Source organism: Proteus hauseri (assembly GCF_004116975.1).
Classification (GTDB): Bacteria; Pseudomonadota; Gammaproteobacteria; order Enterobacterales; family Enterobacteriaceae; genus Proteus; species Proteus hauseri.
The window spans coordinates 1,231,470-1,257,343 of sequence record NZ_CP026364.1 but is presented as its reverse complement, the minus strand read 5'-3'; the positions used below and the strand labels follow the sequence as shown (position 1 = coordinate 1,257,343).

General features: G+C 36.4%; 25 protein-coding genes. 14 read left to right on the top strand and 11 right to left on the bottom strand.

Annotated features, from left to right (window positions below; genetic code table 11):
- Positions 1-43: 43 nt before the first annotated feature.
- Positions 44-1,024 carry a LacI family DNA-binding transcriptional regulator gene (locus PH4a_RS05725; protein WP_129038432.1) on the bottom strand — a complete coding sequence of 327 codons (981 nt, stop codon included), beginning with the start codon at positions 1,022-1,024 and terminating at the stop codon, positions 44-46.
- Between the two features lie 209 nt (positions 1,025-1,233).
- Between PH4a_RS05725 and PH4a_RS05720 the strand changes: the two genes are divergently transcribed.
- Positions 1,234-2,892, top strand: coding sequence for an alpha-glucosidase (locus PH4a_RS05720; RefSeq protein ID WP_129038430.1), 1,659 nt, complete (start codon positions 1,234-1,236; stop codon positions 2,890-2,892).
- A gap of 69 nt (positions 2,893-2,961) precedes the next feature.
- Here PH4a_RS05720 and mobB read toward each other — a convergent pair whose 3' ends face one another.
- Together mobB and mobA are read right to left on the bottom strand one after the other, a co-directional pair.
- Positions 2,962-3,480 (bottom strand): molybdopterin-guanine dinucleotide biosynthesis protein MobB, encoded by a 519-nt coding sequence (gene mobB / locus PH4a_RS05715; RefSeq protein WP_129038427.1) that lies wholly within the window; start codon positions 3,478-3,480, stop codon positions 2,962-2,964.
- The gene (gene mobA, locus PH4a_RS05710; RefSeq protein WP_129038425.1) at positions 3,477-4,070 is read right to left on the bottom strand and encodes a molybdenum cofactor guanylyltransferase MobA; all 594 of its coding nucleotides are present in this window, start codon (positions 4,068-4,070) and stop codon (positions 3,477-3,479) included. The genes mobB and mobA overlap by 4 nt, the downstream gene beginning before the upstream one ends.
- Before the next feature lie 220 nt (positions 4,071-4,290).
- On the opposite strand from mobA, the gene PH4a_RS05705 reads away from it, so the two are divergent.
- From PH4a_RS05705 to polA, 5 genes are all read left to right on the top strand, one after another.
- The gene (locus PH4a_RS05705; RefSeq protein ID WP_129038423.1) at positions 4,291-4,560 is read left to right on the top strand and encodes a YihD family protein; all 270 of its coding nucleotides are present in this window, start codon (positions 4,291-4,293) and stop codon (positions 4,558-4,560) included.
- 14 nt (positions 4,561-4,574) lie between these two features.
- A complete protein-coding gene (locus tag PH4a_RS05700) occupies positions 4,575-5,570 on the top strand; it encodes a serine/threonine protein kinase (protein WP_129038421.1) in 996 nt (331 codons plus the stop codon).
- Positions 5,571-5,590: 20 nt separating this feature from the next.
- On the top strand, positions 5,591-6,214 hold the full coding sequence (dsbA, locus tag PH4a_RS05695; RefSeq protein ID WP_064718128.1) for a thiol:disulfide interchange protein DsbA: 624 nt from the start codon (positions 5,591-5,593) through the stop codon (positions 6,212-6,214).
- Positions 6,215-6,982: 768 nt separating this feature from the next.
- Positions 6,983-7,375 (top strand): SemiSWEET family transporter, encoded by a 393-nt coding sequence (locus tag PH4a_RS05690; protein WP_129038420.1) that lies wholly within the window; start codon positions 6,983-6,985, stop codon positions 7,373-7,375.
- Between the two features lie 345 nt (positions 7,376-7,720).
- Entirely contained in the window at positions 7,721-10,519 is a 2,799-nt protein-coding gene (gene polA / locus PH4a_RS05685; protein ID WP_129038417.1) for a DNA polymerase I, read from the top strand.
- A 48-nt stretch (positions 10,520-10,567) separates the two neighbouring features.
- Here the strand turns inward: polA and PH4a_RS05680 are convergent, their stop codons facing one another.
- Complete coding sequence (locus PH4a_RS05680; RefSeq protein ID WP_129038414.1) at positions 10,568-11,026, bottom strand: hypothetical protein; 459 nt, start codon at positions 11,024-11,026, stop codon at positions 10,568-10,570.
- 193 nt (positions 11,027-11,219) lie between these two features.
- Positions 11,220-11,738: a peptide deformylase gene (def, locus tag PH4a_RS05675; RefSeq protein ID WP_129038411.1), complete on the bottom strand. Its 519-nt coding sequence runs from the start codon at positions 11,736-11,738 to the stop codon at positions 11,220-11,222.
- Between the two features lie 287 nt (positions 11,739-12,025).
- Between def and spfP the strand changes: the two genes are divergently transcribed.
- Entirely contained in the window at positions 12,026-12,073 is a 48-nt protein-coding gene (gene spfP / locus PH4a_RS18525) for a small protein SpfP (protein ID WP_438361642.1), read from the top strand.
- A gap of 140 nt (positions 12,074-12,213) precedes the next feature.
- On the opposite strand, the gene yihA is transcribed toward spfP, so the two are convergent.
- Positions 12,214-12,846, bottom strand: a complete 633-nt coding sequence (yihA, locus tag PH4a_RS05670) for a ribosome biogenesis GTP-binding protein YihA/YsxC (protein ID WP_064718123.1) — start codon at positions 12,844-12,846, stop codon at positions 12,214-12,216.
- Between the two features lie 271 nt (positions 12,847-13,117).
- Between yihA and ppiA the strand changes: the two genes are divergently transcribed.
- From ppiA to argD, 3 genes are all read left to right on the top strand, one after another.
- The gene (gene ppiA, locus PH4a_RS05665) at positions 13,118-13,687 is read left to right on the top strand and encodes a peptidylprolyl isomerase A (protein WP_064718122.1); all 570 of its coding nucleotides are present in this window, start codon (positions 13,118-13,120) and stop codon (positions 13,685-13,687) included.
- Between the two features lie 374 nt (positions 13,688-14,061).
- On the top strand, positions 14,062-14,637 hold the full coding sequence (locus PH4a_RS05660) for an aminodeoxychorismate synthase component II (RefSeq protein WP_023583284.1): 576 nt from the start codon (positions 14,062-14,064) through the stop codon (positions 14,635-14,637).
- Positions 14,638-14,754: 117 nt separating this feature from the next.
- Positions 14,755-15,972 (top strand): bifunctional acetylornithine/succinyldiaminopimelate transaminase, encoded by a 1,218-nt coding sequence (argD, locus tag PH4a_RS05655; protein WP_129038409.1) that lies wholly within the window; start codon positions 14,755-14,757, stop codon positions 15,970-15,972.
- Positions 15,973-16,083: 111 nt separating this feature from the next.
- Here argD and crp read toward each other — a convergent pair whose 3' ends face one another.
- A complete protein-coding gene (gene crp / locus PH4a_RS05650; protein ID WP_004246872.1) occupies positions 16,084-16,716 on the bottom strand; it encodes a cAMP-activated global transcriptional regulator CRP in 633 nt (210 codons plus the stop codon).
- A gap of 311 nt (positions 16,717-17,027) precedes the next feature.
- Here crp and PH4a_RS05645 point away from each other — a divergent pair, with 311 nt between their 5' ends.
- On the top strand, positions 17,028-17,435 hold the full coding sequence (locus PH4a_RS05645) for an OsmC family protein (protein ID WP_129038407.1): 408 nt from the start codon (positions 17,028-17,030) through the stop codon (positions 17,433-17,435).
- 91 nt (positions 17,436-17,526) lie between these two features.
- Here the strand turns inward: PH4a_RS05645 and PH4a_RS05640 are convergent, their stop codons facing one another.
- From PH4a_RS05640 to PH4a_RS05630, 3 genes are all read right to left on the bottom strand, one after another.
- Positions 17,527-18,396, bottom strand: coding sequence for a phosphoribulokinase (locus PH4a_RS05640; protein ID WP_129038405.1), 870 nt, complete (start codon positions 18,394-18,396; stop codon positions 17,527-17,529).
- 76 nt (positions 18,397-18,472) lie between these two features.
- Positions 18,473-18,694, bottom strand: a complete 222-nt coding sequence (locus PH4a_RS05635; protein WP_064718118.1) for a YheU family protein — start codon at positions 18,692-18,694, stop codon at positions 18,473-18,475.
- On the bottom strand, positions 18,691-19,671 hold the full coding sequence (locus PH4a_RS05630; RefSeq protein WP_129038403.1) for a hydrolase: 981 nt from the start codon (positions 19,669-19,671) through the stop codon (positions 18,691-18,693). The genes PH4a_RS05635 and PH4a_RS05630 overlap by 4 nt, the downstream gene beginning before the upstream one ends.
- A 97-nt stretch (positions 19,672-19,768) precedes the next feature.
- On the opposite strand from PH4a_RS05630, the gene PH4a_RS05625 reads away from it, so the two are divergent.
- The 3 genes from PH4a_RS05625 to PH4a_RS05615 all read left to right on the top strand — a co-directional run bounded on the left by PH4a_RS05625 (position 19,769) and on the right by PH4a_RS05615 (position 23,689).
- A complete protein-coding gene (locus tag PH4a_RS05625; protein WP_129038401.1) occupies positions 19,769-20,374 on the top strand; it encodes a LysE family translocator in 606 nt (201 codons plus the stop codon).
- Between the two features lie 761 nt (positions 20,375-21,135).
- On the top strand, positions 21,136-21,996 hold the full coding sequence (locus PH4a_RS05620; protein WP_129038399.1) for an SIS domain-containing protein: 861 nt from the start codon (positions 21,136-21,138) through the stop codon (positions 21,994-21,996).
- A gap of 148 nt (positions 21,997-22,144) precedes the next feature.
- Positions 22,145-23,689, top strand: a complete 1,545-nt coding sequence (locus PH4a_RS05615) for a methyl-accepting chemotaxis protein (RefSeq protein WP_129038397.1) — start codon at positions 22,145-22,147, stop codon at positions 23,687-23,689.
- Positions 23,690-23,759: 70 nt separating this feature from the next.
- Here the strand turns inward: PH4a_RS05615 and PH4a_RS05610 are convergent, their stop codons facing one another.
- Positions 23,760-25,505: a methyl-accepting chemotaxis protein gene (locus PH4a_RS05610; RefSeq protein WP_129038395.1), complete on the bottom strand. Its 1,746-nt coding sequence runs from the start codon at positions 25,503-25,505 to the stop codon at positions 23,760-23,762.
- Between the last annotated feature and the right edge of the window lie 369 nt (positions 25,506-25,874).

Genomic DNA, 25,874 nt, shown 5'->3' with positions numbered 1-25,874 from the left:
ACTGAGAGGCAATAAAGGAATAATTGAGTTCATAATAGATGTTTTAACTACTTTCACCTTGAATAAATTGAATCGGTAATACGGTCACTTTTTCTGTGATTATTTTGTTTTCAATAAGAGAAGTAATGATATCTACACTTTTTTGTGCTAATTGTTCAAAAGGTTGTTCAATACAGGTTAGTGTATTAAGAGTTTGTTTTAACCAAGGGCTGCCATCATAAGCAACAATTTTCAATTGTTCTGGAATTGTAATATTTCGTCTTAATGCTTCATTGAACAGCGCGATAGCAGGAATATCTGCAGCAAAAATGGCATCTACATCAGGATGGAGTGTAAGTGTTTTTTTTGCAAAAGTATGGAAATAATCTTTTTCTTCTTCTTTCCAATTGACTCTGCAAGGGATAGGCGTAATACCCGCATTATTTAGTGTTTCTTTAAATGCTAAGCAGCTTTTATAAGATGGCGTAGAGGCAAGATAGCTAGAATTATCTTCAATATAAAGGATTTTTTTACACTGTTTTTCAATCAGATGTTCTGCTGCTAATTTGCCGCCAGTTGAGTGATCGGAACAGACCAGAGGAATGTCAACAAGGTGTCTATCTAATGTAACGACAGGCTTTTGGATATGTTGATACTCTTTATCATCAAGTACCAGATACTCTGCAATAATACCGTCAATCTGACCTCGTTTTAGCATATCAAAGAAAATACGCTCACGTACTTTGCTATTTTGAGTTGCACACAACATCATGCTATAGCCATTTTCAGCGAGTTTTTGTTCAATGAAACGCGTTACTGTCGCAAAATAAGGGTATTCAAGGCTATTAATAATTACGCCAACTACAGCGCTTTTCTGTTGGTATAAGTTTCTTAGCCACGTATCAGGAATATAATCTAATTCTTCTACGGCTTTCCTTATTTTTTCTCGTGCGGCTTGTGAAACGTAACCACTGTTATTTAGCGCTCTTGAAACAGTGCTTGCGGCGACATTTGCTCTTTTTGCGACATCTCGGATCCCGGCCATTGAATATCCAGTTGTTCCTCTAAGTAAGTTGAACTCTTAATATATCTCAATGTGATTATGTTAAAAGCACAGTTACTGAGGTAATTGTGTTTTTTTAATATGAGCTATTTCACATTTTTATATGTTTATTCGCTTATCTCAAATTTTAGTGCTTATAGTAAATATATGGAACAGTTCCACAATTAATTTATTATTTCTGTGAGGTGCATATGTCTAGTGCTTGGTGGAAGGAAGCGGTTGTCTATCAAATTTATCCTAAGAGCTATTATGATAGTAATGGTGATGGTATCGGAGATTTAGCTGGGATCACTGAGAAACTAGATTACATTCAGTCATTAGGTACGAATGTTATTTGGTTATGTCCCATCTTTAAATCTCCTATGAAAGACAATGGCTATGATATTGCTGATTATTCCGTTGTAGATCCTATTTTTGGTGATAATAAGGCATTAGACAGACTTATTAGTGAAGCAAATAAGCGTGAGATAAAAATATTACTAGATCTGGTTTTAAATCACTCTTCTGATGAACATCCCTGGTTTAAAGCGGCTTTGAATGATCCTAATAGTCCTTATGCAGATTACTATATTTTTAAACAGTGGGATAAACCAACACCACCAAATAATTTACGCACCTATTTTGATTGCTCAGTGTGGAGTCGAGTTCCTAATACTAATCGTTGGTACTTTAATTCTTTTGGACCTGAGCAACCTGATTTAAATTGGGAAAATCCGCAATTACGCCAAGATATTATTGATATGATTAATCTTTGGATTAAAAAAGGTGTTGCTGGATTTCGTATTGATGCGATAGGTAATTTAAAGAAATCCCCAGAAGCATTGTCTGAATATCAATTTGAACCAGATAAAGATGATGGTTCAGCGTCTTTAGTACCGTGGGTATTAAATCAGCCGGGCATTGATAAGTTTTTAACTGAGTTAACAGAAAAAACATTTAAGCCAGCAAATAGCATGACCGTCGCAGAAATTGATGTACCAGAAAAGGATTTACGCGCTTATGTTGGTGAAAATGGTTATTTTTCAATGGTATTTGATTTCAGTATTGCCGATTTAGATATTCGCAATGAGAAGCCATTTACAATAAATCCAATTACAGGCGAAAGATTAAAACCTATTTTTATTAAGAGCCAATTAGATACCCAGCGTGTTGGTTGGGGGGCTCCTTATCTTGAAAATCATGATCAGCCTCGCTCATTAAATAAATTTCTACCTGAAGGAGGAGTAAACCTTATTAGTGCAAAAATGTTAGCAACATTTTTATTAACTCAAAGAGGAACGCCTTTTATTTATCAGGGACAAGAAATAGGTATGACAAATTGCCCTATGAAGCTTGAAGAACACGATGATTTACACGTATTCAAATTGCATGAATGGGGTAAAAAATTAGGATATAGCGATGAGCAAATAATTCGTTATTTTAATGCTCGTAGCCGAGATAATTCACGGACACCTTTTCAATGGAATAATAAACCCAATGGCGGATTCACTACGGGGAAACCTTGGTTAAAAGTAAATCCTAATTATGTGGAGATTAATGCAGAGCAAGAAGTCGCAGAAAATACTTCTTTATTTAAATATTATCAACAAATTATAGCATTAAGACGTCATTCAGATATTAGTGATATTTTAATTTATGGTGAATTTTCGCCGTTAATTTCGCCTGAAAATGTGATTGCTTTTAAGCGTACCTATAAAGGTAAGTCAGTAAGTATTTTCTGTAATTTTGCGAATCAAATAGAATCATTATCAGTAAGTGCAACGCAAGTTTATTTGTGTAATAGCCCTATAGTGAAAGATGAAACAGGTGCTTTACTTCTACAGCCTTATCAAGCGATTATTTTTTCTTAATGATTTTAAAACTCAGTGCTTTTGAGTACTGAGTTTTTCTTCTTAAGTAGCCTTAAGTTGTATGGAGTACTAATTTAATTGCTTGAGCCAATTGGCAATAAATTCTGCAATAATCTCTGGGTTATTGATATCCAGTAATGGGAAATTGATATCTAAACTGTGGTCACTCGCAACAGCAATAACATGTTCATCCAGTAAATCATTAAGATCACGCTCGTTAATATGACGATAGAGGGCAATTTTTGGGATCGTTTCACCTTTAAAGCCTTCAACTAAGATTAAATCCAACTTATTAGTATCAAAACGTGAAGCAAGGTAATATAAATCTAATTCAGGCAGATCTGGTGTTTCTGTCATTAATGCCCATCGTTGTTGGCTGGCGACTAAAGTCTGGTCAGCACCAGCTTTACGAAGTTCATAGCTATCTTTCCCCGGTTTATCAACATCCATATCATGGTGAGTATGTTTTATCATACCAACACGTATTTCTCTTTTACGTAATTCAGGAATAAGCTTTTTTAGTAATGTTGTTTTGCCTGTACCACTCCATGCGGTAATGCCTAAAAGAGGTAGATGTGCCACAGTTATAGCTCCTGTTGTTTTAATTTATTGGCTTTTTTAATATCGTCTGAGGTATTTAAATTCACAAAAGCATTTGCCTGATTAGCAAATAAAATAGGGCGTGCATTTATTTGTTTCATAAACAGCATAAGTTTGCGATCACCTTGAGCTAAATAAGCTTCAAGAGTAGGAATAATACGACGATTTAATAATGCGAGAGTGGGATGTTCACGTTCTCCATCATCAACATATGTCGCTAATGCTTCTCCTTTTTGAGTATATAATGTTTCAACTAAATTTGATGGGAAGTAAGGAACATCACAAGGAACAAACACAACCCACTGCGTTTCAGCCTGTTTTAATAAAGCGAGCATTCCGGCTAAAGGACCCGCAAATTCGGTTGTCTCATCGGTAATAACGGGATAATGGCTTTGGCGATACAAATCAATATTTCGATTTGCACTAATTAAGATAGTTTCAACTTGTGTTGAGAGTTTCTGTGCAATATGCCAATACAGAGGCTTTCCGTGTAGGATCTGTAGCCCTTTATCAACACCACCCATTCGGGTTGCTTGGCCACCAGCAAGTATGCCACCAGTAATATTCTTATTTTTCATATTCAATATTTGTGAATGAATCAGCTAAAAATTCCGAACGATATTTATCAAGTAAAAACGATATAGTAATAAAAAGCACTTACTTATTGGTATTTCATGTAAAGCAACAGCAATTTTGCTTAAAAAAGCGTAATATTTACGCAGATTGACAGAGGTTTTCTTTTTCTATCGGATAATACTTGATACTTTGTTGTTGTTTTTAATAATAAGGATTTTTTGTATGAAATGTCACCGTCTTAATGAGGTTATGGAATTACTGCACCCTGTTTGGGAAGAAAACTCAGATTTAAATCTAGTTCAATTATTGCAGAAATTAGCAGATGAAGCGGGTTATCAAGGTCAATTATCTGATCTGACAGATGATATTTTAATTTATCATCTAAAAATGCGTGGAACAGCAGCAACTGATGTTATTCCAGGATTGAAAAAAGACTACGAAGAAGATTTCAAAACTGCCATTTTACGTGCTCGTGGTGTCATTAAAGATTAACCTCAGGATAGAACATGGAAATGTCTGCCTCATTTAATTTTCAGGGACTTTCACCTGATAACATTTGGGATGCACTAATTAAGATTGGTTTTTATCCTGAATCAGGGCTGACCGAACTAAATAGCTATGAAAATCGTGTTTTTCAATTTATGGATGAGCAACGACAACGTTATGTGGTTAAATTTTATCGCCCACAACGATGGTCTTATCAACAAATAAAAGAAGAACATGAGTTTGTTTTGGCACTAAAAGAAGCTCAAGTTTCTGTGGCCGCACCTTTAATTATTAATGGTGAAACAGTACATATTTCTGATGATGGTTTCTATTTTACGTTATTCCCTAGTATTGGTGGACGAGCTTATGAAACCGATAATCTTTTTCAGTTAGAAGAAGTGGGACGAACACTTGGACGCATTCATAAAATTGGTAAAAAAAATAGTTATCAGTATCGTCCAACAATTTCTATTGCAGAATATCTGGAAGTGCCAAAATTAGATTTTGAGAAAAGCCATTTAGTACCAAATAGTCTAAAACCTCAGTTTGTTGAGGTTATTGATAAACTTATTCATTTGGTCAGGCCTAAAATAGAGAACCCAGAGTGGAAAATATTACGCTTACACGGGGATTGTCATCCAGGAAATATATTGTGGCGTGATGAAGTTGTAATGGTTGATTTTGATGATTCCCGTATGGGAACAGCAATACAAGATTTTTGGATGTTATTAAATGGCTCCAAGCAAGATCAGGTCATACAGTTAGATACACTGCTTGAGTCTTATAGTGAATATCAGGATTTTGATTTAAAAGAGCTGTCATTAATTGAGCCATTAAGAGCTATGAGAATGGTGCATTACCTTGCGTGGGTACTGAAACGCTGGAGTGATCCTGCTTTTCCAAGAGCTTTTGTTTGGTTTCAAGAACCCGATTTTTGGCTTAAACAACTCGTATTATTTCAGGGGCAAGTGGAGCAATTAAATGAACCTCCGTTACAACTTCGCCCAATGTATTAATTTTTAGGAGACGATTAGAAATGAAGAAAATTTGGCTAGCGTTAGCAAGTATGGTGTTAGCATTTAGTGTTTCTGCTGCTAATATTTCTGAAGGAAAGCAATATACAAATCTTTCAAAACCAGTGGCCGGTGCACCTGAAGTCGTTGAGTTTTTCTCTTTTTATTGCCCCCACTGCTATCAGTTTTCTGAAGTTTATAAAGTAAACAGTACTGTTGAAAGTAATGTGCCAGAAAATACCAAAATGGTTCGCTATCACGTTGATTTTCTTGGGCCTCTAGGTAAAGATATGACACGTGCTTGGGCTGTGGCAATTGCATTAGGTGTTGAAGATCAAGTTTCTCCAGCATTATTTAAAGGTATTCAGGAAACTCAATCTATTCGTTCTGTTGATGATATCCGTAATACATTCATCAATGCAGGTGTGAAAGCAGAAGATTATGATGCTGCAATCAACAGTTTTGTCGTAAATTCATTAGTAAGCCAACAACAAAATGCAGTGGCTGATTTTCAAATCAATGGTGTGCCAGCTATGATCATTGATGGAAAATATAAAATGAAAAATGATGGCATTAATGCTAAGTCACCTGAAGAATATGCTAAAGCATACTCTGATATTGTTAATCAGCTACTGATAAAAAAATAAGATATAGCGGAAGTTTTAATAAATACTACGTATAATTGTTTAGATGTAATATATAAAAATAGCGTTCATGTACATTGAGCGCTATTTTTTTTGAGTTCATATTCTTGTCATAATATAACTATCCACATTATCTACCTTTTAACTTATTAATTTATAGTTTTTAAAAAATTTAGCTAACTCATTGATTTTTTAATTATGTTAATGAAATGAAAATAAGGCTAACTTATTAATATAGCTAGAGTTACAAATCTATTCACAGAGTTATCCACAGGTTGTTGTGTCTTAGTGAAAACAGAAACGGAAAAAGATGAATAAAATGTGACGTTAATGTGAAGGCATATTTTTCTTATACTGGGATTGCGTATTTATCCATTGGGTGTTTTTTAAAAGAGACATAAAAAACAAAAAAGAAAAAACTCTTTTCAGATTAATGCATTAGCATATCACCAAAAATAAAAAATGAGTTATTAAAATGTAAAATTAAATTATTTAAATGATTAGGTTTATAAATGTAATAGTAGTGTGAAATCGGAAGAAATACCTTTCTATTAAAAGAGAGATAGAAATTAATCGGTAATTTGACAGGTTTATTTTAATTGTGTTAAAACAATAAAGCTAAAGGCATTTATCGCAATAAAAATTGTAGCAATGATATTTAGCCGATTAGAAGAGTAGAAGTATTACTCTATATAAATTAAAAAATATGTAGCCAATAATAAAAATAATTTAAGTGGAGGAAATCACAGGCTACCGAAAAACGGAGGCTTAATGCAAACCGATACTGATACAGAAAATCTTACTTTAATAAACAGAACAACGAATAGTACTGCGAACACGTTTATTAGTGCTTTAAATAATCAAATAGCTGGATTATTTAAAGTATTATCAGCCAAAGTTGCCGGTATAACAGAAATCAATACTATTACTTTAGTTAGCTGGATAGCAACAGTAACCGCGTGTGGTATGTATGTTTCTTATATCCCACAAATAGTTGATAATCTTAATGGGATTAAAACAAGTCCATTTCAGCCTTTTGTTGCCGCGATTAACTGTTCTCTTTGGACATTCTATGGTGTGAAGAGTAAAGAATATCCTGTTGCTATTGCGAATGCACCGGGTATTATTTTTGGTGCAATTGCATGTTTGACTGCTATTATTTAATGTTATTTCTATTATTTATTAAAAAATAAAGTTTGATAGAGTTAATAACAAATTAATAAAAATTATTAAGGCAATAAAAAATTAAAATATTTTTTTAATCACTCTAAAATAAGTCTATTAGGGTGATTTTTTATTTTAGTCGATTTTATTTAATATAGAATTATCAACCTTATAATGACAACTTATAAATAATAGATGATGGAATACGGATAAGCGTAGATAAAGAAATATATTGCTTTATTTATGTACGATGCCTAATTTTAAAAACAGGTAATATTCGTCTATTGGACTGCATTGTGGCATTCTAGTCATATTAATGAACCTCAAAACAATGATGAACAGATTATGGTCCAGATAGCAGAAAACCCCTTTATCCTTGTAGACGGCTCCTCATACCTTTACCGTGCTTACCATGCTTTTCCTCCGCTAACAAATAGCAAAGGAGAGCCGACCGGTGCTATGTATGGTGTGCTTAACATGTTGCGCAGTCTGATAATACAGTATAAACCGAGCCATGTAGCGGTTGTGTTTGATGCTAAAGGCAAAACATTCCGTGATGAGTTGTATGAGGAATATAAGTCTAATCGTCCACCAATGCCTGATGATTTACGCGAACAAATAGAGCCTTTGCATGAAATGGTGCAGGCAATGGGTTTGCCACTGTTATCTATCACAGGTGTTGAGGCTGATGATGTTATTGGCACGCTAGCATTAAAAGCAGCCGCAGAAGGTAAAAATGTATTAATCAGCACGGGTGATAAAGATATGGCGCAGTTAGTTACGCCAAATGTCACTTTGATAAATACAATGACTAACGTCATTCTTGGTCCTGATGAAGTAAAAGAAAAATATGGTGTCCCACCTGAGCTTATTATCGATTTTCTTGCCTTAATGGGTGATTCTTCAGATAACATCCCTGGTGTTCCGGGGGTTGGTGAAAAAACAGCATTAGGTCTTTTACAAGGTATTGGCAGTTTAAATCAGATTTATCAGCAACTAGATACTATCGCAACATTAGGTTTTCGTGGTGCAAAAACACTGGGTGCAAAAATGGCAGATCATGAAGAGATCGCCATGCTCTCTTACAAACTTGCGACCATAAAAACAGATGTCGAGCTGGATAAAACCTTTGACGACCTTACTGTTAATGAGCCTAATTTAGATAAATTACTGGAAATGTTCACACGTTATGAGTTTAAGCGTTGGATTAGTGATTTACACAATGGTGGATGGTTAGCACAGCGTAGTAGCCGTAAAGCAGCAGTGCCTTATACTACTAATATTGCAGAAGCTAAAGAAAAACGAGTATCAACCGATTTTCCTGTTATTACACAAGAAAATTATGAGGCAATATTAACGCATGAAAATCTGATGCGTTGGGTTGAAATCCTAAAAAAAGCACCAGCTTTTGCATTTGATACTGAAACAGATAGTTTAAATAATATCGATGCTCGCTTAATTGGTATGTCATTTGCGGTCGAAGTAGGTAAAGCGGCTTATATTCCATTACGTCATGAGTATCTTGATGCTCCTGAACAATTACCCGTTGATGACGTTCTCGCTGCGTTAAAACCTATTTTAGAAGATGAGTCAATCTTAAAGATTGGACAAAATCTAAAGTTTGATCGCGGTATTATGGAAAATGAAGGCATTGAATTAAAGGGTATTCATTTTGATACTATGCTGGAATCTTATGTGCTTAATAGCGTAAGTAGTCGCCATGATATGGATACCTTGGCTGACAAACATCTAAACCATAAAACGACTACTTTTGAAGAAATAGCAGGTAAAGGCAAAGGACAACTGACGTTTAATCAGATTGAAGTTGAACAAGCTACGCTATATGCCGCTGAAGACGCTGATATTACATTATTACTGCATCAGGCATTATATCCTCAAGTGGAAGCTATTCCATCGCTTAAACACGTTTACAGAGATATTGAGATGCCATTAGTCCCTGTACTTTCCAGAATGGAACGTACAGGTGTACTTATTGATGCACAAGTTCTCGCTGTGCAATCTCAAGAAATTACACAACGATTAGCTGAAATTGAAAAAGAGACATTTGAATTAGCGGGTCAAGAATTTAACCTCTCTTCACCAAAACAGTTGCAGGAAATCCTATTCGATAAATTAGCATTACCTGTCATTAAGAAAACACCAAAGGGTGCACCTTCAACCAATGAAGAAGTATTAGAAGAGTTAGCGCATAGCCATGCATTACCTCGTTTAATTCTAGAGCATCGTGGATTAGCTAAATTAAAGTCAACTTATACCGATAAGTTGCCACTAATGGTTAATGGCAAAACTAAACGTGTTCATACTTCTTATCATCAGGCGGTGACAGCAACCGGGCGACTCTCTTCTCGTGACCCTAATTTGCAAAATATCCCAGTTAGAAACGAAGAAGGTCGTCGTATTCGCCAAGCCTTTATTGCTCGTGATGGTTTTAAAATTGTGGCTGCCGACTATTCACAAATTGAATTGCGTATTATGGCGCATTTATCTCAAGATAAAGGTTTGTTAGATGCCTTTGCTCAAGGTAAAGATATCCATCGTGCCACAGCGTCGGAAGTATTTGGTATTCCATTAGATGAGGTGACTTCTGAGCAACGTCGTAGCGCTAAAGCCATTAACTTTGGTTTAATTTATGGTATGAGTGCCTTTGGTTTGTCTCAGCAAATTGGTGTAGAGAGAAGAGAAGCTCAGCGTTATATGGATCTCTACTTTGAGCGTTATCCTGGTGTGTTGGATTATATGGAGCGAACTCGCCAGCAAGCATCAGCGCAGGGTTATGTTGAAACTCTTGATGGACGCCGTTTATATCTACCCGAGATTAACTCAAAAAATGCTATTCGTCGTAAAGCATCAGAACGTGAAGCAATCAATGCACCAATGCAGGGAACTGCAGCAGACATCATCAAAAAAGCGATGATTGTGGTTGATAATTGGATTTGCAATGAATGCCCTGACGATGTGCATATGATTATGCAAGTGCACGATGAATTAGTGTTTGAAGTCCGCGAATCTTATTTAGATACCGCCAATGCAATGATCCACCAATTAATGGAAACGAGTATGGAACTGGCCATTGCGTTAAAAGTAGAAGTGGGTATTGGTAATAACTGGGATGAAGCACACTAAATTTTTATTTTAAAATAAAGAAAGGGCGCTATTGATAGCGCCTTTTTTTTAATCTTTAAGTTGTGTTTCAAGCTCTAACTCCTCAAATTCAAGAAAATCTTCATGTAATCCTTGGATAAGCCTATCAGTTGTTGTGCCATGTTCATCCAATTCCATTAAAGTCCAGCCGACTTTTTCATTTACGCCATAGAGATAACCTTCATCTAACATATCAATCACCATTCCAATGATAGATTTGCCATAAATATGCAGAAATTCGTTGAGTTCTTTTGTATCGATTTGAGCTGTGAGTTTGTTATAGATATTTTTTGCATTATCCGAGTAGGTATCTATTTCAGAAATATTTCCTTCTATGTCGCGATAAATATCAGTAAGGCCTTTTAAAACAAGAAAACGAGCAAATTGAGGAATGTTTTCTTGTAACTCACTGTTCGCCCAAGATTTAGGATGGATAGCTCCTGCAGCTTTGAGTTGTTCGCATAATTGCGTAAATTGTTTTTTTTCCATTTTAATCTCGGTGATGTGTTTATTATTGAGGTCGTTATTTTATCGAAATTAGTAGTAAAGTCTGTGAGGTATTGTCTGTTTAACGAGGGGAAAAAGAAGGGGATATTTAAATAAAAAAAGCTCAATCATTAAAATAACAACTGAGCTTTTGTGTCAGTATTTTTCAAAATATGAAAAATACATAAGTGAATAATTAAGCAACTTGAGTATCAGTCATTTTGCTCAGTTTCTTCTGTTTTTTCTCAATGCGTTGACGTTTCAACGGAGATAAATGGTCAATAAATAGCTTACCATCTAAATGATCGAGCTCATGTTGAATACAGCCTGCAAATAGATCTGCGGCCTCAAGCTCAATATCATCGCCATTTCTATCCCATGCTTTGACCTTCAGAAAGCGAAAACGCTCTGTAGGTGCAAAAGACTCAGGAATAGAGAGACAACCATCCATCATATCCATTACTTCATCTTCAGTACTAATAATGACCGGATTGATTAAGGCTATAGGTTGATCTCGGTTTTCAGAAACATCAATAACAACAATGCGTTTAGATACATTAATCTGAGGTGCGGCTAATCCGATACCTCTTTCTGCGTACATGGTTTCAATCATGTCATCGATTAATGCGCGTATTTCGTCATCTACTTTTTCCACCGGCATAGCGACTCTGCGCAGACGCTCATCTGGAAAACGCAGTAGCGTTAATACAGCCATGGATACCTCATTTTTATCGCTAATTTACAAATTTACTACGGTCTCGCGATAAGACTATCACAAAATTAGCAAGGAGAAACCGCATCATTTGTGTGATTTGTTCTATTTTTAATCACATTCTTCTAAGTGATTAAAGTCTCATAAATATGTAATTAAGCTACATTAATTTGCGTTTTGAATACATAAACGCAAGCTGAATCGTATCGGCACGTGAAAAAAAATTACAAAAGGGCTTTTATTAACCAATAAAATGGAGTACATTATCTCTCGTAGGGTACAGAGGTAAGATGTTCTATCTTTCAGACCTTTTACTTCACGTAATCGGATTTAGCTGAATATTAGCTGCCCCAGTCGACTTTTATTTCGACTGGGGCATTTTTTTGCCTAAAATTCACTAAAAGAGAAAAATTGATGGGGAAAAGAAATCTCCCCCATGATTAAGACAAGTTTGTACTTGATTGGTAGGCAGTGGTGTCTAAGCGTTATCTTCTGTTGCTTCTACTTCAGAAGTACCGGAATACCAGCCATTTAGAGTGTCACGAAGTTTATCAATACCAATTTTCTTCAAGGAAGAAAAATATTCAACGCGAATATCTCCTGATTTATTTGAAAGTTCATTGCGAACATCCATTAACTGCTTTTTACGTGCGCCAGAAGCGAGTTTATCAGCCTTAGTAAGTAGAACGAGTGTGGGTAGTTCAGATTCAACTGCCCAATCAATCATCTGCATATCTAAATCTTTTAATGGATGACGGATATCCATTAAGATCACGACACCTTTTAAACATTCTCTTTTTTGTAGGTATTCACCTAAAGAACGCTGCCATTTACGTTTCATCTCTTCTGGGACTTGAGCATAACCATAACCTGGTAAGTCAACGAGACGTAAACCTTCTTCAATTTGAAAAAGGTTAATTAATTGTGTTCGACCAGGGGTTTTACTGGTACGAGCAAGGCCATTTTGCTGGGTTAGTGCATTTAATGCGCTGGATTTTCCTGCATTGGAACGACCCGCAAAGGCAATTTCAATTCCTGTATCTGGCGGCAAATGACTGATATCAGGTGCACTAATAATGAAATGTGCTTTTTGGTAGTTAAATTGGGTCATTATGGTATTAGCCTCTCTGAAATAATGCTGCATCTCATGCATACTCACATTGGCTCTGCATTGAGAATGAATATCTATAATATCTACTTGCTCTATTTTGGCGCAATTTAGGCGGTTATGACAGTGATTAAAAATTAAAATTTCCACTGTTGTAAACAAAACTCGTTAATTAAGCGTAAATAAAGGTAAATGATTAGCACTATTTACCTCAGCGAATTAGAATCGCTGCATATTAAGTAAGTTGTAGACTATTAAAGTAAAGGATCCCTGCATGTTAAAACGTTTTCTTGTCACCTTCGTTACCGCTTGCACTTTAACAACAGCGCCTTTTGCAATGGCAACGGGAGAGACCTTCGTTAAATTAGTCACATCTGAAGGTAATATCGAACTTTCACTGGATAATAAAAAAGCACCTAACACAACGAAAAATTTTATTCAGTATGTTGAGGATGGATATTATAACGGTACAACTTTTCATCGCGTCATTCCTGGTTTTATGGTTCAAGGCGGTGGTTTTACTGCTGATTTGCAACAAAAACAAGCTCGTGAACCAATTAAAAATGAAGCCGATAATGGGTTACGCAATGTAAGAGGTACTATTGCGATGGCACGTACTTCAGATAAAGACAGCGCAACGAGCCAATTTTTTATTAATGTTGCTGATAATGCTTTCTTAGATCATGGTCAACGTGATTTTGGTTATGCTGTGTTTGGTAAAGTTGTCGATGGTATGGATGTTGTGAATAAGATTTCGCAAGTTCAAACTCGTAATATTGGTCCTTATCAGAATGTACCCGTTAAAACAGTGACGATCCTCTCTGCTGAAGTCATCAAAAAATAACGCGTTATTAGGATAGGATCCTTACTTATCCTAATAAGCTAAAATACTAATCAACCGGAATGAACGTGTTTCATTCCGGGATTTTTACTACAAAAAAAATATTTTTTACCACCGTTTTATTTATGTGTTCATCTGTCATAAGTACTCATTACGTTATTAACAACTCTATTCATCATTAATTACCGCCATTATTGTTATTGCGCAATAAATCAGCAGGTTTTCTTGCTTACTATTCATTTTTTATACCTGTGCTATGATAATCGGCTTTGTTGTACCCACGTCGGTTAAACAACGAGCTATTTTGGCAGGGATACAACGGTTTCAAAATAGCAATAAAATATAAAATGATAAAAAAATCAGTCGGATAGGCTAATATGCTGTTACTTATTGATAATTACGACTCGTTTACTTACAACCTCTATCAATATTTTTGTGAATTGGGTGCTGAGGTTGTTGTTAAACGTAATGATGAGATTGGGCTTAAAGAGATAGAAAAGATGATGCCAGCACATCTTGTTATCTCCCCAGGACCTTGTACTCCAGATGAAGCAGGGATCTCTCTTGAGGCTATACAGCGATTTGCCGGTGAAATCCCGATCCTTGGGGTTTGTTTAGGACATCAAGCTATTGGACAAGCTTTTGGTGCATCAGTAATAAGAGCACGTGAAGTGATGCATGGTAAAAACTCACTTATCCATCACAACCAACAAGGCGTATTTAAGGGACTTAACCGACCTTTAAATGTGACTCGTTATCACTCTTTGGTGATTGATGCAGCTACATTACCAGTACCATTTGAAGTCACTGCCTGGAGTCAACATGATGGAAATGTTGATGAAATCATGGGGATACGACATCGGACACTACCGATAGAAGGTGTGCAATTTCATCCAGAAAGTATTCTTAGTGAACAAGGACATGAATTATTAAATAATTTCCTTAAATATTAAATAGATAGAATTATTTTACCTAAATAACGCATTTTTACCCTCAACCAGATTTGATTTTTTATTCATATTTAGTGATTATATTTTCACATTAGAAATAAATATCGATCAGGTGGGGTAATGACAACGCAAAGCATCAACCGGGCAACTTACGATCAAGTAATGTTGCCAATCTATTCACCCGCAGAGTTTATTCCAGTTAAAGGCAAAGGAAGCCGTGTTTGGGATCAACAAGGCAAATCTTATATCGATTTTGCTGGTGGGATTGCCGTATTAGCATTAGGGCACTGTCACCCAGCACTCAATCAAGCACTTAAAGAACAAAGTGAGCAGCTTTGGCATGTCAGTAATGTTTTTACTAATGAACCCGCATTGTGTTTGGCGCAAAAATTAATCGATAACACTTTTGCTGAACGTGTTTTTTTTGCGAATTCCGGTGCAGAAGCGAATGAAGCTGCATTTAAACTGGCTCGTCATTATGCAATAACGCGTCATAGTCCTTATAAAACCAAAATTATTGCCTTTCATCATGCTTTTCATGGGCGAACGTTATTTACGGTTTCAGTTGGTGGGCAACCTAAATATGCGGATGGTTTTGGTCCTAAACCTGCCGATATTGTTCATGTGCCTTTTAATGACCTAGAAGCGGTGAAAGCGGTAATGGATGATCATACATGTGCCGTTGTGCTAGAACCCGTTCAAGGTGAAGGCGGGGTTACACCAGCAACAGCTGAATTTATGAGAGGACTTCGAGAGCTGTGTGACAAACACCAAGCGTTATTAGTGCTTGATGAAGTACAAACGGGTATGGGGCGTACAGGCAAGCTATTTGCCTATATGAACTATGATGTTATGCCAGATATCATCACGACAGCAAAAGCATTAGGCAGTGGTTTTCCATTAAGTGCGATGCTGACAACGCAAGAGATTGCTTCTGTAATGGGTGTAGGGACTCATGGTACAACATATGGCGGTAATCCATTAGCATGTGCAGTTGGTAATGTAGCATTTGATTTAATTAATACACCCGCATTGCTTGATGGTGTGCAAATGCGTTATCAATGGATTGTTGACGAATTAACTGCAATCAACCAAAGCTACTCTGTATTTACACAAATTCGAGGTCAGGGTTTGTTAATTGGCGCTGAATTAGCGCCCAAATATGCAGGTAAGGCGAAAGTGCTATTAGGGCTTGCTGCGCAACATGGATTAATGATGTTAAATGCAGGTCCTGATGTAATGCGGTTTACACCGTCATTAATTATTACTCAAGAAGAGTTACAAGAAGGAATGGCGGCATTAAAAGTTGCAGTTGCCGAATTTGTTAAAATAAATTAATGCCTCTTTCCAACTAAAAAACCCCATCAAATCATGATGGGGTTTTATGCAGAAATCATTTTTAATAGCCCATTTTGGAAATGGGCTATTATTTGTTCTAGGTGACTAAACTTAGCGGGTGCCGTAAACGACGATAGTTTTACCGTGTGCAGAGATCAGATTTTGATCTTCCAGCATTTTTAAAATACGGCCTACCGTTTCGCGTGAACAACCTACAATCTGACCAATTTCCTGACGTGTAATTTTAATTTGCATGCCATCAGGGTGGGTCATTGCATCAGGTTGTTTTGCTAAGTTAAGTAAGGTTTGTGCAATACGTCCTGTTACATCAAGGAAAGCAAGGTTACCTACTTTTTCTGATGTTGTTTGCAGTCTATTCGCCATTTGGGCAGAAAGACGCATAAGAATATCAGGATTAACCTGAATTAATTGGCGGAATTTTTTATAGGAAATTTCTGCTACTTCACAGGCTGTTTTTGCTCTAACCCATGCACTACGTTCTTGATCTTCTTCAAATAATCCAAGTTCACCGATGAAATCCCCCTGATTTAGGTAGGAGAGGATCATTTCTTTTCCTTCTTCATCTTTAATAAGAACAGCTACGGAACCTTTAACAATATAATAAAGTGTTTCCGCTTTCTCACCTTGGTGGATCAGCGTGCTCTTGGATGGATATTTGTGAATATGGCAGTGAGACAAAAACCATTCAAGAGTCGGGTCTGTTTGCGGCTTGCCGAGAACCATTCGCGTTATCCTCTGTACGTTAAATGCAGCCTTTCAAAACGGATAGGTTCCCTTTTGAGACAGCATGCTTAAAAATCCTATCTTTACCGATTAACTTCCTGAGAACACGGAAAGTTAATATGGAATAGATTATAATAAATGAGAAAATAATGCATTGATCTTAACCACTATCATCAAGCAGATATTGTTTTTAGCACAGTTAACGCATTAAGTCTCGTTTTACGCAGTCAGCATAATAAACCTATTTGCTAATTGCCAGTTGAATTATGAGAATGTACTCTTTTAGTTTCTGTCTTATTGAGGATAAATAAATGGAAGCACGGGTTAAATGGGTTGAGGATTTATCTTTTCTAGGGGAGTCTTCTTCAGGCCATCAAATCATGATGGATGGTAATTCTGGCGATAAAGCGCCAAGTCCAATGGAAATGCTATTAATTGCAGCTGGTGGATGTAGTGCGATAGATGTCGTGAGTATTTTACGTAAAGGCCGTCACCAAGTGACTGATTGTGAAGTAAAATTAACTTCTAATCGTCGTGAAGAAGCGCCTCGTTTATTTACCGATATCAATTTACATTTTATTGTTTCTGGTAAAGAGCTTACGGATAAAATTGTTGAACGAGCTGTTCAATTATCGGCAGAAAAATATTGTTCGGTTTCTTTAATGTTGGGTAAAGCGGCAACTATTACTCATTCATTTGAAATAAAAGACTCTGAATAAATTTGATATTTTAAAATAGTTTTTAACTAATAAAATAATATCCCTTTTACCGATGGGATATTATTTTTTTACTAAATAGAAATAAGTCTATTTAACTAATTTTTTCACCATTTAATAATTTACTGACTAATGGCGCCATAATTAATTCCATTGCTAAACCTAATTTTCCACCAGGAACAACTATCGTATTTATTGTTGACATAAACGAACCATGTAACATAGCCAGCAGATAAGGAAAGTCAATATCGGTAAGGCCACGAAAGCGGATCACAATAAAGCTTTCATCTAAAGTCGGAATTGCTTTGGCTGAAAATGGATTTGAGGTATCAACAGTAGGCACACGCTGAAAGTTAATATGGGTACGAGAAAATTGAGGAATAATATAATTAATATAGTCATCCATTGAGCGAACGACCGAATCTTTTACGGCTTCTTGAGAATGGCCTCGTTCTGTTGTGTCACGAGTCAATTTTTGTATCCACTCAAGATTGACTATCGGGACAACACCCACCAGTAAATCGACATGTTGTGCAACATTGTGCTCTTGTGTGACAACGCCACCATGTAACCCTTCATAGAAAAGTACATCTGTTTTTTCAGGTAATGGTTCCCAAGGTGTGAAAGTACCTGGTAGCTGATTGTAAGGCGTTGCTTCGTCATAAGAGTGAAGGTATTTACGACACTCGCCTTGGCCTGCTTTGCCGTAATTGTGCAATGTCGAACTTAGTAGGTTAAAATCATTTGCTTCTGGACCAAAATAACTAATGTGCCGACCTTGTTCTTTGGCTTTTCTAATGGCCATATCCATTTCAGGGCGAGTGTAGCGATGAAAACTATCTCCCTCAATTAATGCCGCATTCGCATTAATTTGTTGGAATATTTTACGGAAAGCTTGGCTTGTAGTGGTGGTTCCAGCGCCGCTAGAACCGGTGACGGCAATAATAGGGTGTTTGATAGACATAAAAACGTTGCTCCTTTATCAAAGCAAGGGGAGCCGGTCCCTTGCGGGTAGATGCCATGCCGTCAACTGAGCTTAATTAATCAGGGCGAAACTGTGATGCAGGCATAATATTGACGCTTTCATGCAACTCTGACCAGACTAATACTGCTTCACCAGATGAAAGTTGTTTCTTTACATCCGCAACTTTTTGTTCGAGCGTCTTCTCTTGGATACCATAATCAGTCCCTTCACGTAAAACAAAACTTTCAATTAAACTATCTAGTGTATCCGCTGAAAGCTCTTTCCAAGGAATGATCACTTCGACTTCTCCAAATAGGTTGTTAGCCAATCAGGGATCCGGCTTTCAAGCCACATGACTGGTTTTGATAATTTGCCACTGACAAAGCCCACATGCCCACCAAATTCAGTTAATTGATACTCAATATTATTAGGCAACGAAGCGACATCTGGGATGACATCAGAAGACATAAAGGGATCGTCTTTCGCATGGATAATCAGCGTTGTTTTCTTTATCTGATTTAATAAAGGTAATGCACTGCATTGGCGATAGTAATCTAACGCATCCTTAAAACCATGAATTTTTGATGTTATAAGATCATCAAATTGACGTAACTTTTTAATCGACTTAATGCTTAATAAGCTAATCGGTAATGATTGTGGATAGCGAATCAATTTTCGTGTGGCATTACGTTTTAACTCTTTAAGCAAATACCATTGATAAAAACGTGAAAAACCGTGTTCAATTTTCGTGGAGCAAGGTTCTAACATTAAGGGCGCTGAAACTATTACAGCAGCATCAAGCACTGCGCTTTCTCCACTCTCAGCTAGATAATACGCTAACATATTGCCACCAAGAGAATAACCTACAGCGGCAGTGGGTTGTTCACCAAACTCTGTTTTTAGCCAATTGAGAAAATACCGCGCATCTTCTGTTTCACCAGAATGATAAATTCTTCTTTGTCTATTAGGTTCACCGCTGCATCCTCTAAAGTGCATCACAACGCCCAGCCAACCACGTGCTTTTGCTGCAGCTAACATGCCATGAACATAAGGGCTATTAAAGCTACCTTCTAGGCCATGAAAAATAACCAAACGTGGTTTTTGTTGTGCCTGAGTTGGATCTTCACTCCACGCCAAATCGACAAAGTCATTGTCAGGCAAATTAAGACGTTGCCAGTGAGGTGTTAAAAGTGGAGTTCTGCGCACTATTCGTGGCAAAAGTGTTTGTAAATGCGGATTTTTAGCCCAGCGCATGGGATTAAAGTATTGAGACATATTTTTGTTTATCAAAATGAATTAACACTTGTTTGCTAAATAACATACTGCTATTTTCGATGAAAATAAAACATCTGTCACATCTTTGAGCTTTATCATGACAACCAGCCTCGTTTTTTCTTTAAGTATTTTTCTGTTTATCGCCGCTATAACACCAGGGCCCAACAATTTATTGTTAACATCTTCTGGCGCACATGTGGGATTTAAAGGCTCATTAAAATTGATGGCAGGTATTATACTCGGAATGCAGTGCGTTTTGTTTAGTTCTGCATTTGGTATCGCTGCATTATTGATTATTTATCCGGCTTTGCATATAGGATTAAAGTTGGTTGGTAGTGTCTATCTGCTCTGGTTAGCTTGGAAAACAGCAACCTCTAATTATCAACGTCTTGATATACCAGCACAAATGGCACAAAGTGTTAGTTGGTTTCAGGGTGGATTATTGCAATTTCTTAATCCTAAAGCATGGATGATGGGATTAGGTGCTGTAGGTAGTTTTAGTCTCTTTGGCGATGCCTATTTTAGTTCAATCGGTGTGATTAGTGTGGTTATGGTGATTGTTAATTTAGTCGCAGGTATCGCGTGGATCCTGGGTGGGACGCTTATTAGCTTATTTTTACAAAGCCGGCACTCCTGGTTTATTTTTAATATCACTATGGGGCTATTAACCGCTGCCTGTGTTCCATTAATATGGTTTGAATAAATTTATTAGCTAATAAGAAGAAATAAAAGAGTAGTGCGCTCCAGCCCTAAATAAAATAATATTTTTTTAGGTTTAAGTAATAGGTTATTTTATTTTTTCTATTAAAAATAGCGAATATCACCATTAAAAAGGATTGTTTATATTATCAATAATTCTGTTAATCTATGATACAGTTAGTATAATATTTAGTATAAATTTATTTCTTATGCTAATTATCCTCACTGTATTGGTAATTAATGTAAGTTAATAGTGATTATTAATGCTGTACATTAATAGTCAAAAACTCAATATTCTATTTTTTTAATGTTATTCCTAAATTTTTATGAATAAAATGTCATGTAAAGGAATTATTTATTCCATTTAATTGGTTGTAATTAAGGTATTTTTGTTTCTTATGTTTTAGGATAAGAAACCTTATCTATTAATGCATTATATTTTAAATTAATTTTATTAAGTGTGAATGAACTAAGTTATATCACCTCATTGACTTAAAGGAATAAATTATTTATTTGGTAAAGAACAAATGCTTTCCAAAAGTATATCTATTCAATAGAATGGCATGAGTAGAAAATAGCTATAAAACATCATTATTATAAAAATAATTTTATTCATAAGGTTATTGCTTTCGTAATACTTAATAAAATAGTTCTTCTTGTTTTTAATTGATTTTATTCCAAAAACTTAATTATTGAAGGCGATAAATTCGTTATCAAAAATTAGACCATTATAACTATATAGTACTCTGAGTGGATATTGTCATTATGCCAACATTAACGAAGATTGCGTGGATTAAACCAGGGATGGCTACAAATCAACGTAAAATAGCTGATTACATTCTAGCAAACCCCGAAAAAACGGTCACACTTTCATCACAACAATTAGCTGAGATTATGGGCGTTAGTCAATCCGCTATTGTAAAATTTAGCCAAAAAATAGGGTTTAAAGGTTTTCCGTCATTAAAACTGGCTATTAGTGAAGATTTAGGCCGTAAAAATGCCAGCTTAGGAACAACTTCAAACCTATTACATAATCAGATTGGTGCAGATGATAGCTTAGTCGTTATCGCTCAAAAACTGGCACAAGAGAAAAATAATTCTATTAGTGATACCACTCGCCAAATTAATTACCTCCATTTTGAAAAAGTGATCCAACTTATTGATGAAGCTGCAAGAGTGCAAATTATAGGGATCGGTGGCTCAGGATTGGTTGCGCGAGATTTAAGCTATAAGCTACAAAAGATAGGTATTACGACATTAATTGAAACAGACCACCATGTGCAGATTTCTGTTGCTCAGATGTTAAGCCCTAAGGATTTGCAGATAGTCATTTCTTATTCAGGAAAGAGAAAAGATATGCTTGTTGCTGCAACTGTCGCCAAAAAACAAGGGGCTAAAATTATTGCAATCACAGGTGAAAAGCATTCACCTTTAGGACGACTAGCCGATTATATATTAGAAACAATTGCGGATGAAGGCGAGTGGCGAAGTGCATCCATCTCTTCACGTACTGCACAAAATACAATTACAGATCTTATTTTTATGGCGTTATTAAAGACTCGTGATGAAAATGCGAAGATTTTAGTCTTAAGCTCACAAACATTAATTAATAGTCTTGATGATTAAAAATTTTGAACTGATTCAAAAATTTAATATTTAAATGTAGGTATTTACACTTATTGTTAAAGTTATTCTCTCTACGGCCGAAACGGTAGTTATTTGAGCGATCTTTTTTGGTTGAGAAGTTTTATTTCAATGTCGAGGAGAGTAACTAATGCGTAACAACCAACCGGTGACACAGCGAGAATATCCGGTATCTGAAAACGCAACATTGATGTCAACAACAGACCTTGATGGCAATATCATTTATGCCAATGAGGACTTTGTTGAGGCCAGTGGGTTTTCAGTTGATGAACTAGTGGGACAACCCCATAACATTGTCCGGCACCCAGATATCCCTTCTGAAGTGTTTAAGGATATGTGGAGAACATTAAAACAAGGGAGTGTTTGGACGGGTATTGTTAAAAATAGACGTAAAAATGGTGATTACTACTGGGTAAGAGCAAATGTCACCCCAATCATTCGTCAAGGAAAAATACAAAGTTTTATGTCTGTAAGAACTTGTGCTAAAAAAGAGGAAATAGCACAAGCCTCGGCACTATATAACGGATTTAATCAAGGAAACTACCCATCACAAACCTTTTTAAAAGGCGCTTTCATTTATAAGGGATGGCAACGTTGGCGCTCGTGGAACCAAACGATTTCGTTAAAACAGCGCCTTCGCTTACTTATCTTATTACCCCTTCCATTTATGCTACTCAGTGCATGGTTTGCAGGGCTAAGCGGCTATGCGCTTTTATGTCATGTTGTCATTTTACTTCTATTGTTGATGTTTAATGAGAGGGTACTTTATTTTCAAATCATTAAGCCGATTAGGTTATTGAATGAGCATGCAAATCGCGTTGCTACAGGCGATGAGCATAACGTCGCTTATCTAAACCGTATTGATGAGATAGGGATGACACAGCGCTCGGTCAATCAACTTGGGCGAATGTTTCGATGGTTGGTAAATGATGTTAGCCACCAAATTCATCAGGTGGATATTTCTTGTGATCAACTTGCAGCTGGAAACCGTGATTTGTACGTCAGAACAGAGCAAACTGCCAATAATGTAGAAGCCACCGCTTCAACGATGAATGAGTTAACAACAGCAGTAAGTAGTAATAGTGAAACTGCAGGACAAGCCAATAACTTATCTAATATCACTTGTAGTGCTGCAATTAAAGGTGGCACAGCAATGGATAATATCGTTAACACGATGAATGATATTGCCAAAAGCTCTGATCGTATCAGCAATATTATTGGCGTGATTGATAGCATTGCTTTTCAAACTAATATATTGGCGCTGAATGCTTCGGTCGAAGCTGCGAGAGCCGGAGCTCAAGGACGCGGCTTTTCTGTGGTAGCAACCGAGGTGCGTAATTTAGCGCAGCGCAGCGCTGAAGCGGCAAAAGAAATAAAAATGCTAATTAATACATCTAGCAATAATATTCGAGTGGGTTCAAAACAAGTTAATGAAACGGTAGGCACAATGGAAGATATCGTTGTGCATGTTAAGAATGTCACTGACCTTATCGGTGAAATTAGCCTTGCCTCGTCAGAACAGAGCGCAGGATTAAAAGAGCTAGGTCGAGCTGTCGAAAAGTTGGAGTCGATAACTCATGAAAATGCTGATTATGTTTCTAAGGCATCAACAATTTCAGGTGAAATGAAAGTACAAACTAACTATTTAGTCAGTGCTATCAACGTATTCCATTAGTTTTTTTGAAAAAAAAGACACCTAAATAGATTAGGTGTCTTTGTGTTAAAAATGAGCTTGCGACTTAAACTTAAAAGCTTGTCCAGTCGTCATCTTCATCATGATTTATTATCGGTTCTTTGGTTGTTTTCTTTTCTTTAATAACGTCGTTTTTCACTCTAACACGGGTCTTAGTGCTCTCTTTTTGCCGTGAGTTTTCCGTAATAGTGTAATTTTCTACGCTATTTTTAGGGTTGGTATTTTTCTGTTGTTCACTTTCAGCAGTTTTAAACTGTTCAACTATTTGCTCTAAATTACCCGCTTCTTCAGTTAGCAAACTCGCTACGGCTGATGATTGTTCTACCATTGTGGCGTTTTGCTGAGTGGCTTTATCCATCTCATTAACCGCAAGGGTAACTTGTGTGATCCCTCGAGTTTGTTCTTCAGATGCAGAAAGAATTTCTGTCATCGAGTCTTCAACATGTTTTACGGAGGTCAGTATTTCACTCATTGAAATACTGACTTGTTCAACTAAGTCGTTACCATGACGGACTCTGCTGATTGAAGCATCAATTAACTCTTTGATCTCTTTTGCCGCTTCAGCGCTGCGTTGAGCTAATTCTCGTACCTCCGTTGCTACCACAGAAAAACCCCGCCCTTGTTCACCGGCTCTCGCAGCTTCTACTGCTGCGTTTAAAGATAAAATATTGGTTTGGAATGCAATGCTATTAATAACAGCCGTGATTTCGCCAATTTTTTGTGAGCTTTCAGCGATGTCAGTCATGGTTTTCACCATTCTATTTGTGACGTCTCCACCTTTACTCGCAATGTTCGAGGTTTGATTGACTAAATGTGAGATTTCTCGCGCGCTTTCAGTATTATTCCTTACTGTTGCGGTGAGTTGCTCCATACTTGAAGCGGTTTCTTCTAGTGCACTGGCTTGCTCTTCAGTACGACAAGAGAGGTCTGTATTGCCAGCTGAAAGCTCTTGAACACCTGTATAAATATGGTGGCTCGTTCCACGAATCGCATTCACAATTAACGAAAGCTCAGTACGCATATACTGAATGCCATAAATTAATTGGTCGATTTCATTATTGCCTCTGACTTTTATCTCATTGTTTTCAATTAAGTTTCCTTGAGAAATTTCAGACATATATTCGATAATTTGATTGATACGCAAAACGATGTTTCGACGTAGCCAAATCATGACAAGAACGGTAAATGCAATAAAAATACACATAAAAACAAAGGCAAGTATTAAGGCTCGCTCATAGTTACCTTGTGCAGCTTTAAGTGCGTGGGCTACAACATTATCACTTAAGTGGTCGCTGGCCTCATACAACGCGTTAGTAAAACGTTCATTGGTGTTGTGTGCATAGAGCGATTGAAAACCGTAAAAGTCTCGAATTTCTAAAGCAGAAACTAATTGGTCAAGATCGTAGAGAACACGAGTGAATAGTTTTTTCATGGCATCTAGCTTTTCTGGATCGTAGTCTACTTTTTGAGCGACATTAAAGTAGTCTGCCATGATAGAAGAAACTTCTTTTTTTCGCTCTGGATAGGTAGCGATAAAAGAAGTTATTTTTTCTTGTGCAATATCCGGTGTGAGTTGCGCATCAAGTAATACATTGAGCATATCCTCACGTAACTTATTGAGTTTTGCATAACCGTAATCCATCGTTTTCATCTGTTCAAAGCCATGGGCTAATTGTGAGATCCGCTTATTGGTTAAATTAGAATCACGGATACTCATTGCGCCAGAAAAAAGTTGAATAGCGCAAAACAGTATTAAGATAAACATCAAGCCATTAGATATTTTTATTCGTTTAAGCATAGCCTTACCTATTTAATAAATTTGTAGGATAAACAGCAAGGAACGACAAACATACATCAATTAAACTTATTCGGCTTAATATCTGAAAACTTTAATATTTCTATACTATTTGCGACTAAAGATGACTTGTTTTTCTTTTTTTAGCTTTAATTAACAGCTAATAACTAAAATTTTCTAATGACACCTACAATTGTCTATAAGTAAATTATCTTACTCATTAGTGATGTTGATTGTTAATTATTAAGATTTAATAATGTTTTTATTGGGGAGGCTTGTTATTACTGTGTGGTTTTATTATTGGGCATTTTTTTATTTTTTGATAAGTAAAATGAAATTTAGCTGTTATCAAACTTAATTTGCTGACTTTTA

Bases quoted from the DNA above. Each gene is read 5' to 3' on its own strand.
- PH4a_RS05660 (WP_023583284.1), top strand. From the start codon at position 14,062: ATGCTGTTACTTATTGATAATTACGACTCGTTTACTTACAACCTCTAT.
- argD (WP_129038409.1), top strand. From the start codon at position 14,755: ATGACAACGCAAAGCATCAACCGGGCAACTTACGATCAAGTAATGTTG.
- crp (WP_004246872.1), bottom strand. From the start codon at position 16,716: ATGGTTCTCGGCAAGCCGCAAACAGACCCGACTCTTGAATGGTTTTTG.
- PH4a_RS05680 (WP_129038414.1), bottom strand. From the start codon at position 11,026: ATGGAAAAAAAACAATTTACGCAATTATGCGAACAACTCAAAGCTGCA.
- PH4a_RS05630 (WP_129038403.1), bottom strand. From the start codon at position 19,671: ATGTCTCAATACTTTAATCCCATGCGCTGGGCTAAAAATCCGCATTTA.
- mobA (WP_129038425.1), bottom strand. From the start codon at position 4,070: ATGAAAAATAAGAATATTACTGGTGGCATACTTGCTGGTGGCCAAGCA.
- polA (WP_129038417.1), top strand. From the start codon at position 7,721: ATGGTCCAGATAGCAGAAAACCCCTTTATCCTTGTAGACGGCTCCTCA.
- PH4a_RS05725 (WP_129038432.1), bottom strand. From the start codon at position 1,024: ATGGCCGGGATCCGAGATGTCGCAAAAAGAGCAAATGTCGCCGCAAGC.
- PH4a_RS05620 (WP_129038399.1), top strand. From the start codon at position 21,136: ATGCCAACATTAACGAAGATTGCGTGGATTAAACCAGGGATGGCTACA.
- PH4a_RS05615 (WP_129038397.1), top strand. From the start codon at position 22,145: ATGCGTAACAACCAACCGGTGACACAGCGAGAATATCCGGTATCTGAA.
- PH4a_RS05690 (WP_129038420.1), top strand. From the start codon at position 6,983: ATGCAAACCGATACTGATACAGAAAATCTTACTTTAATAAACAGAACA.
- PH4a_RS05645 (WP_129038407.1), top strand. From the start codon at position 17,028: ATGGAAGCACGGGTTAAATGGGTTGAGGATTTATCTTTTCTAGGGGAG.
- PH4a_RS05705 (WP_129038423.1), top strand. From the start codon at position 4,291: ATGAAATGTCACCGTCTTAATGAGGTTATGGAATTACTGCACCCTGTT.
- yihA (WP_064718123.1), bottom strand. From the start codon at position 12,846: ATGACCCAATTTAACTACCAAAAAGCACATTTCATTATTAGTGCACCT.
- ppiA (WP_064718122.1), top strand. From the start codon at position 13,118: ATGTTAAAACGTTTTCTTGTCACCTTCGTTACCGCTTGCACTTTAACA.
- PH4a_RS05720 (WP_129038430.1), top strand. From the start codon at position 1,234: ATGTCTAGTGCTTGGTGGAAGGAAGCGGTTGTCTATCAAATTTATCCT.
- dsbA (WP_064718128.1), top strand. From the start codon at position 5,591: ATGAAGAAAATTTGGCTAGCGTTAGCAAGTATGGTGTTAGCATTTAGT.
- def (WP_129038411.1), bottom strand. From the start codon at position 11,738: ATGGCTGTATTAACGCTACTGCGTTTTCCAGATGAGCGTCTGCGCAGA.
- PH4a_RS05625 (WP_129038401.1), top strand. From the start codon at position 19,769: ATGACAACCAGCCTCGTTTTTTCTTTAAGTATTTTTCTGTTTATCGCC.
- PH4a_RS05700 (WP_129038421.1), top strand. From the start codon at position 4,575: ATGGAAATGTCTGCCTCATTTAATTTTCAGGGACTTTCACCTGATAAC.
- PH4a_RS05640 (WP_129038405.1), bottom strand. From the start codon at position 18,396: ATGTCTATCAAACACCCTATTATTGCCGTCACCGGTTCTAGCGGCGCT.
- PH4a_RS05610 (WP_129038395.1), bottom strand. From the start codon at position 25,505: ATGCTTAAACGAATAAAAATATCTAATGGCTTGATGTTTATCTTAATA.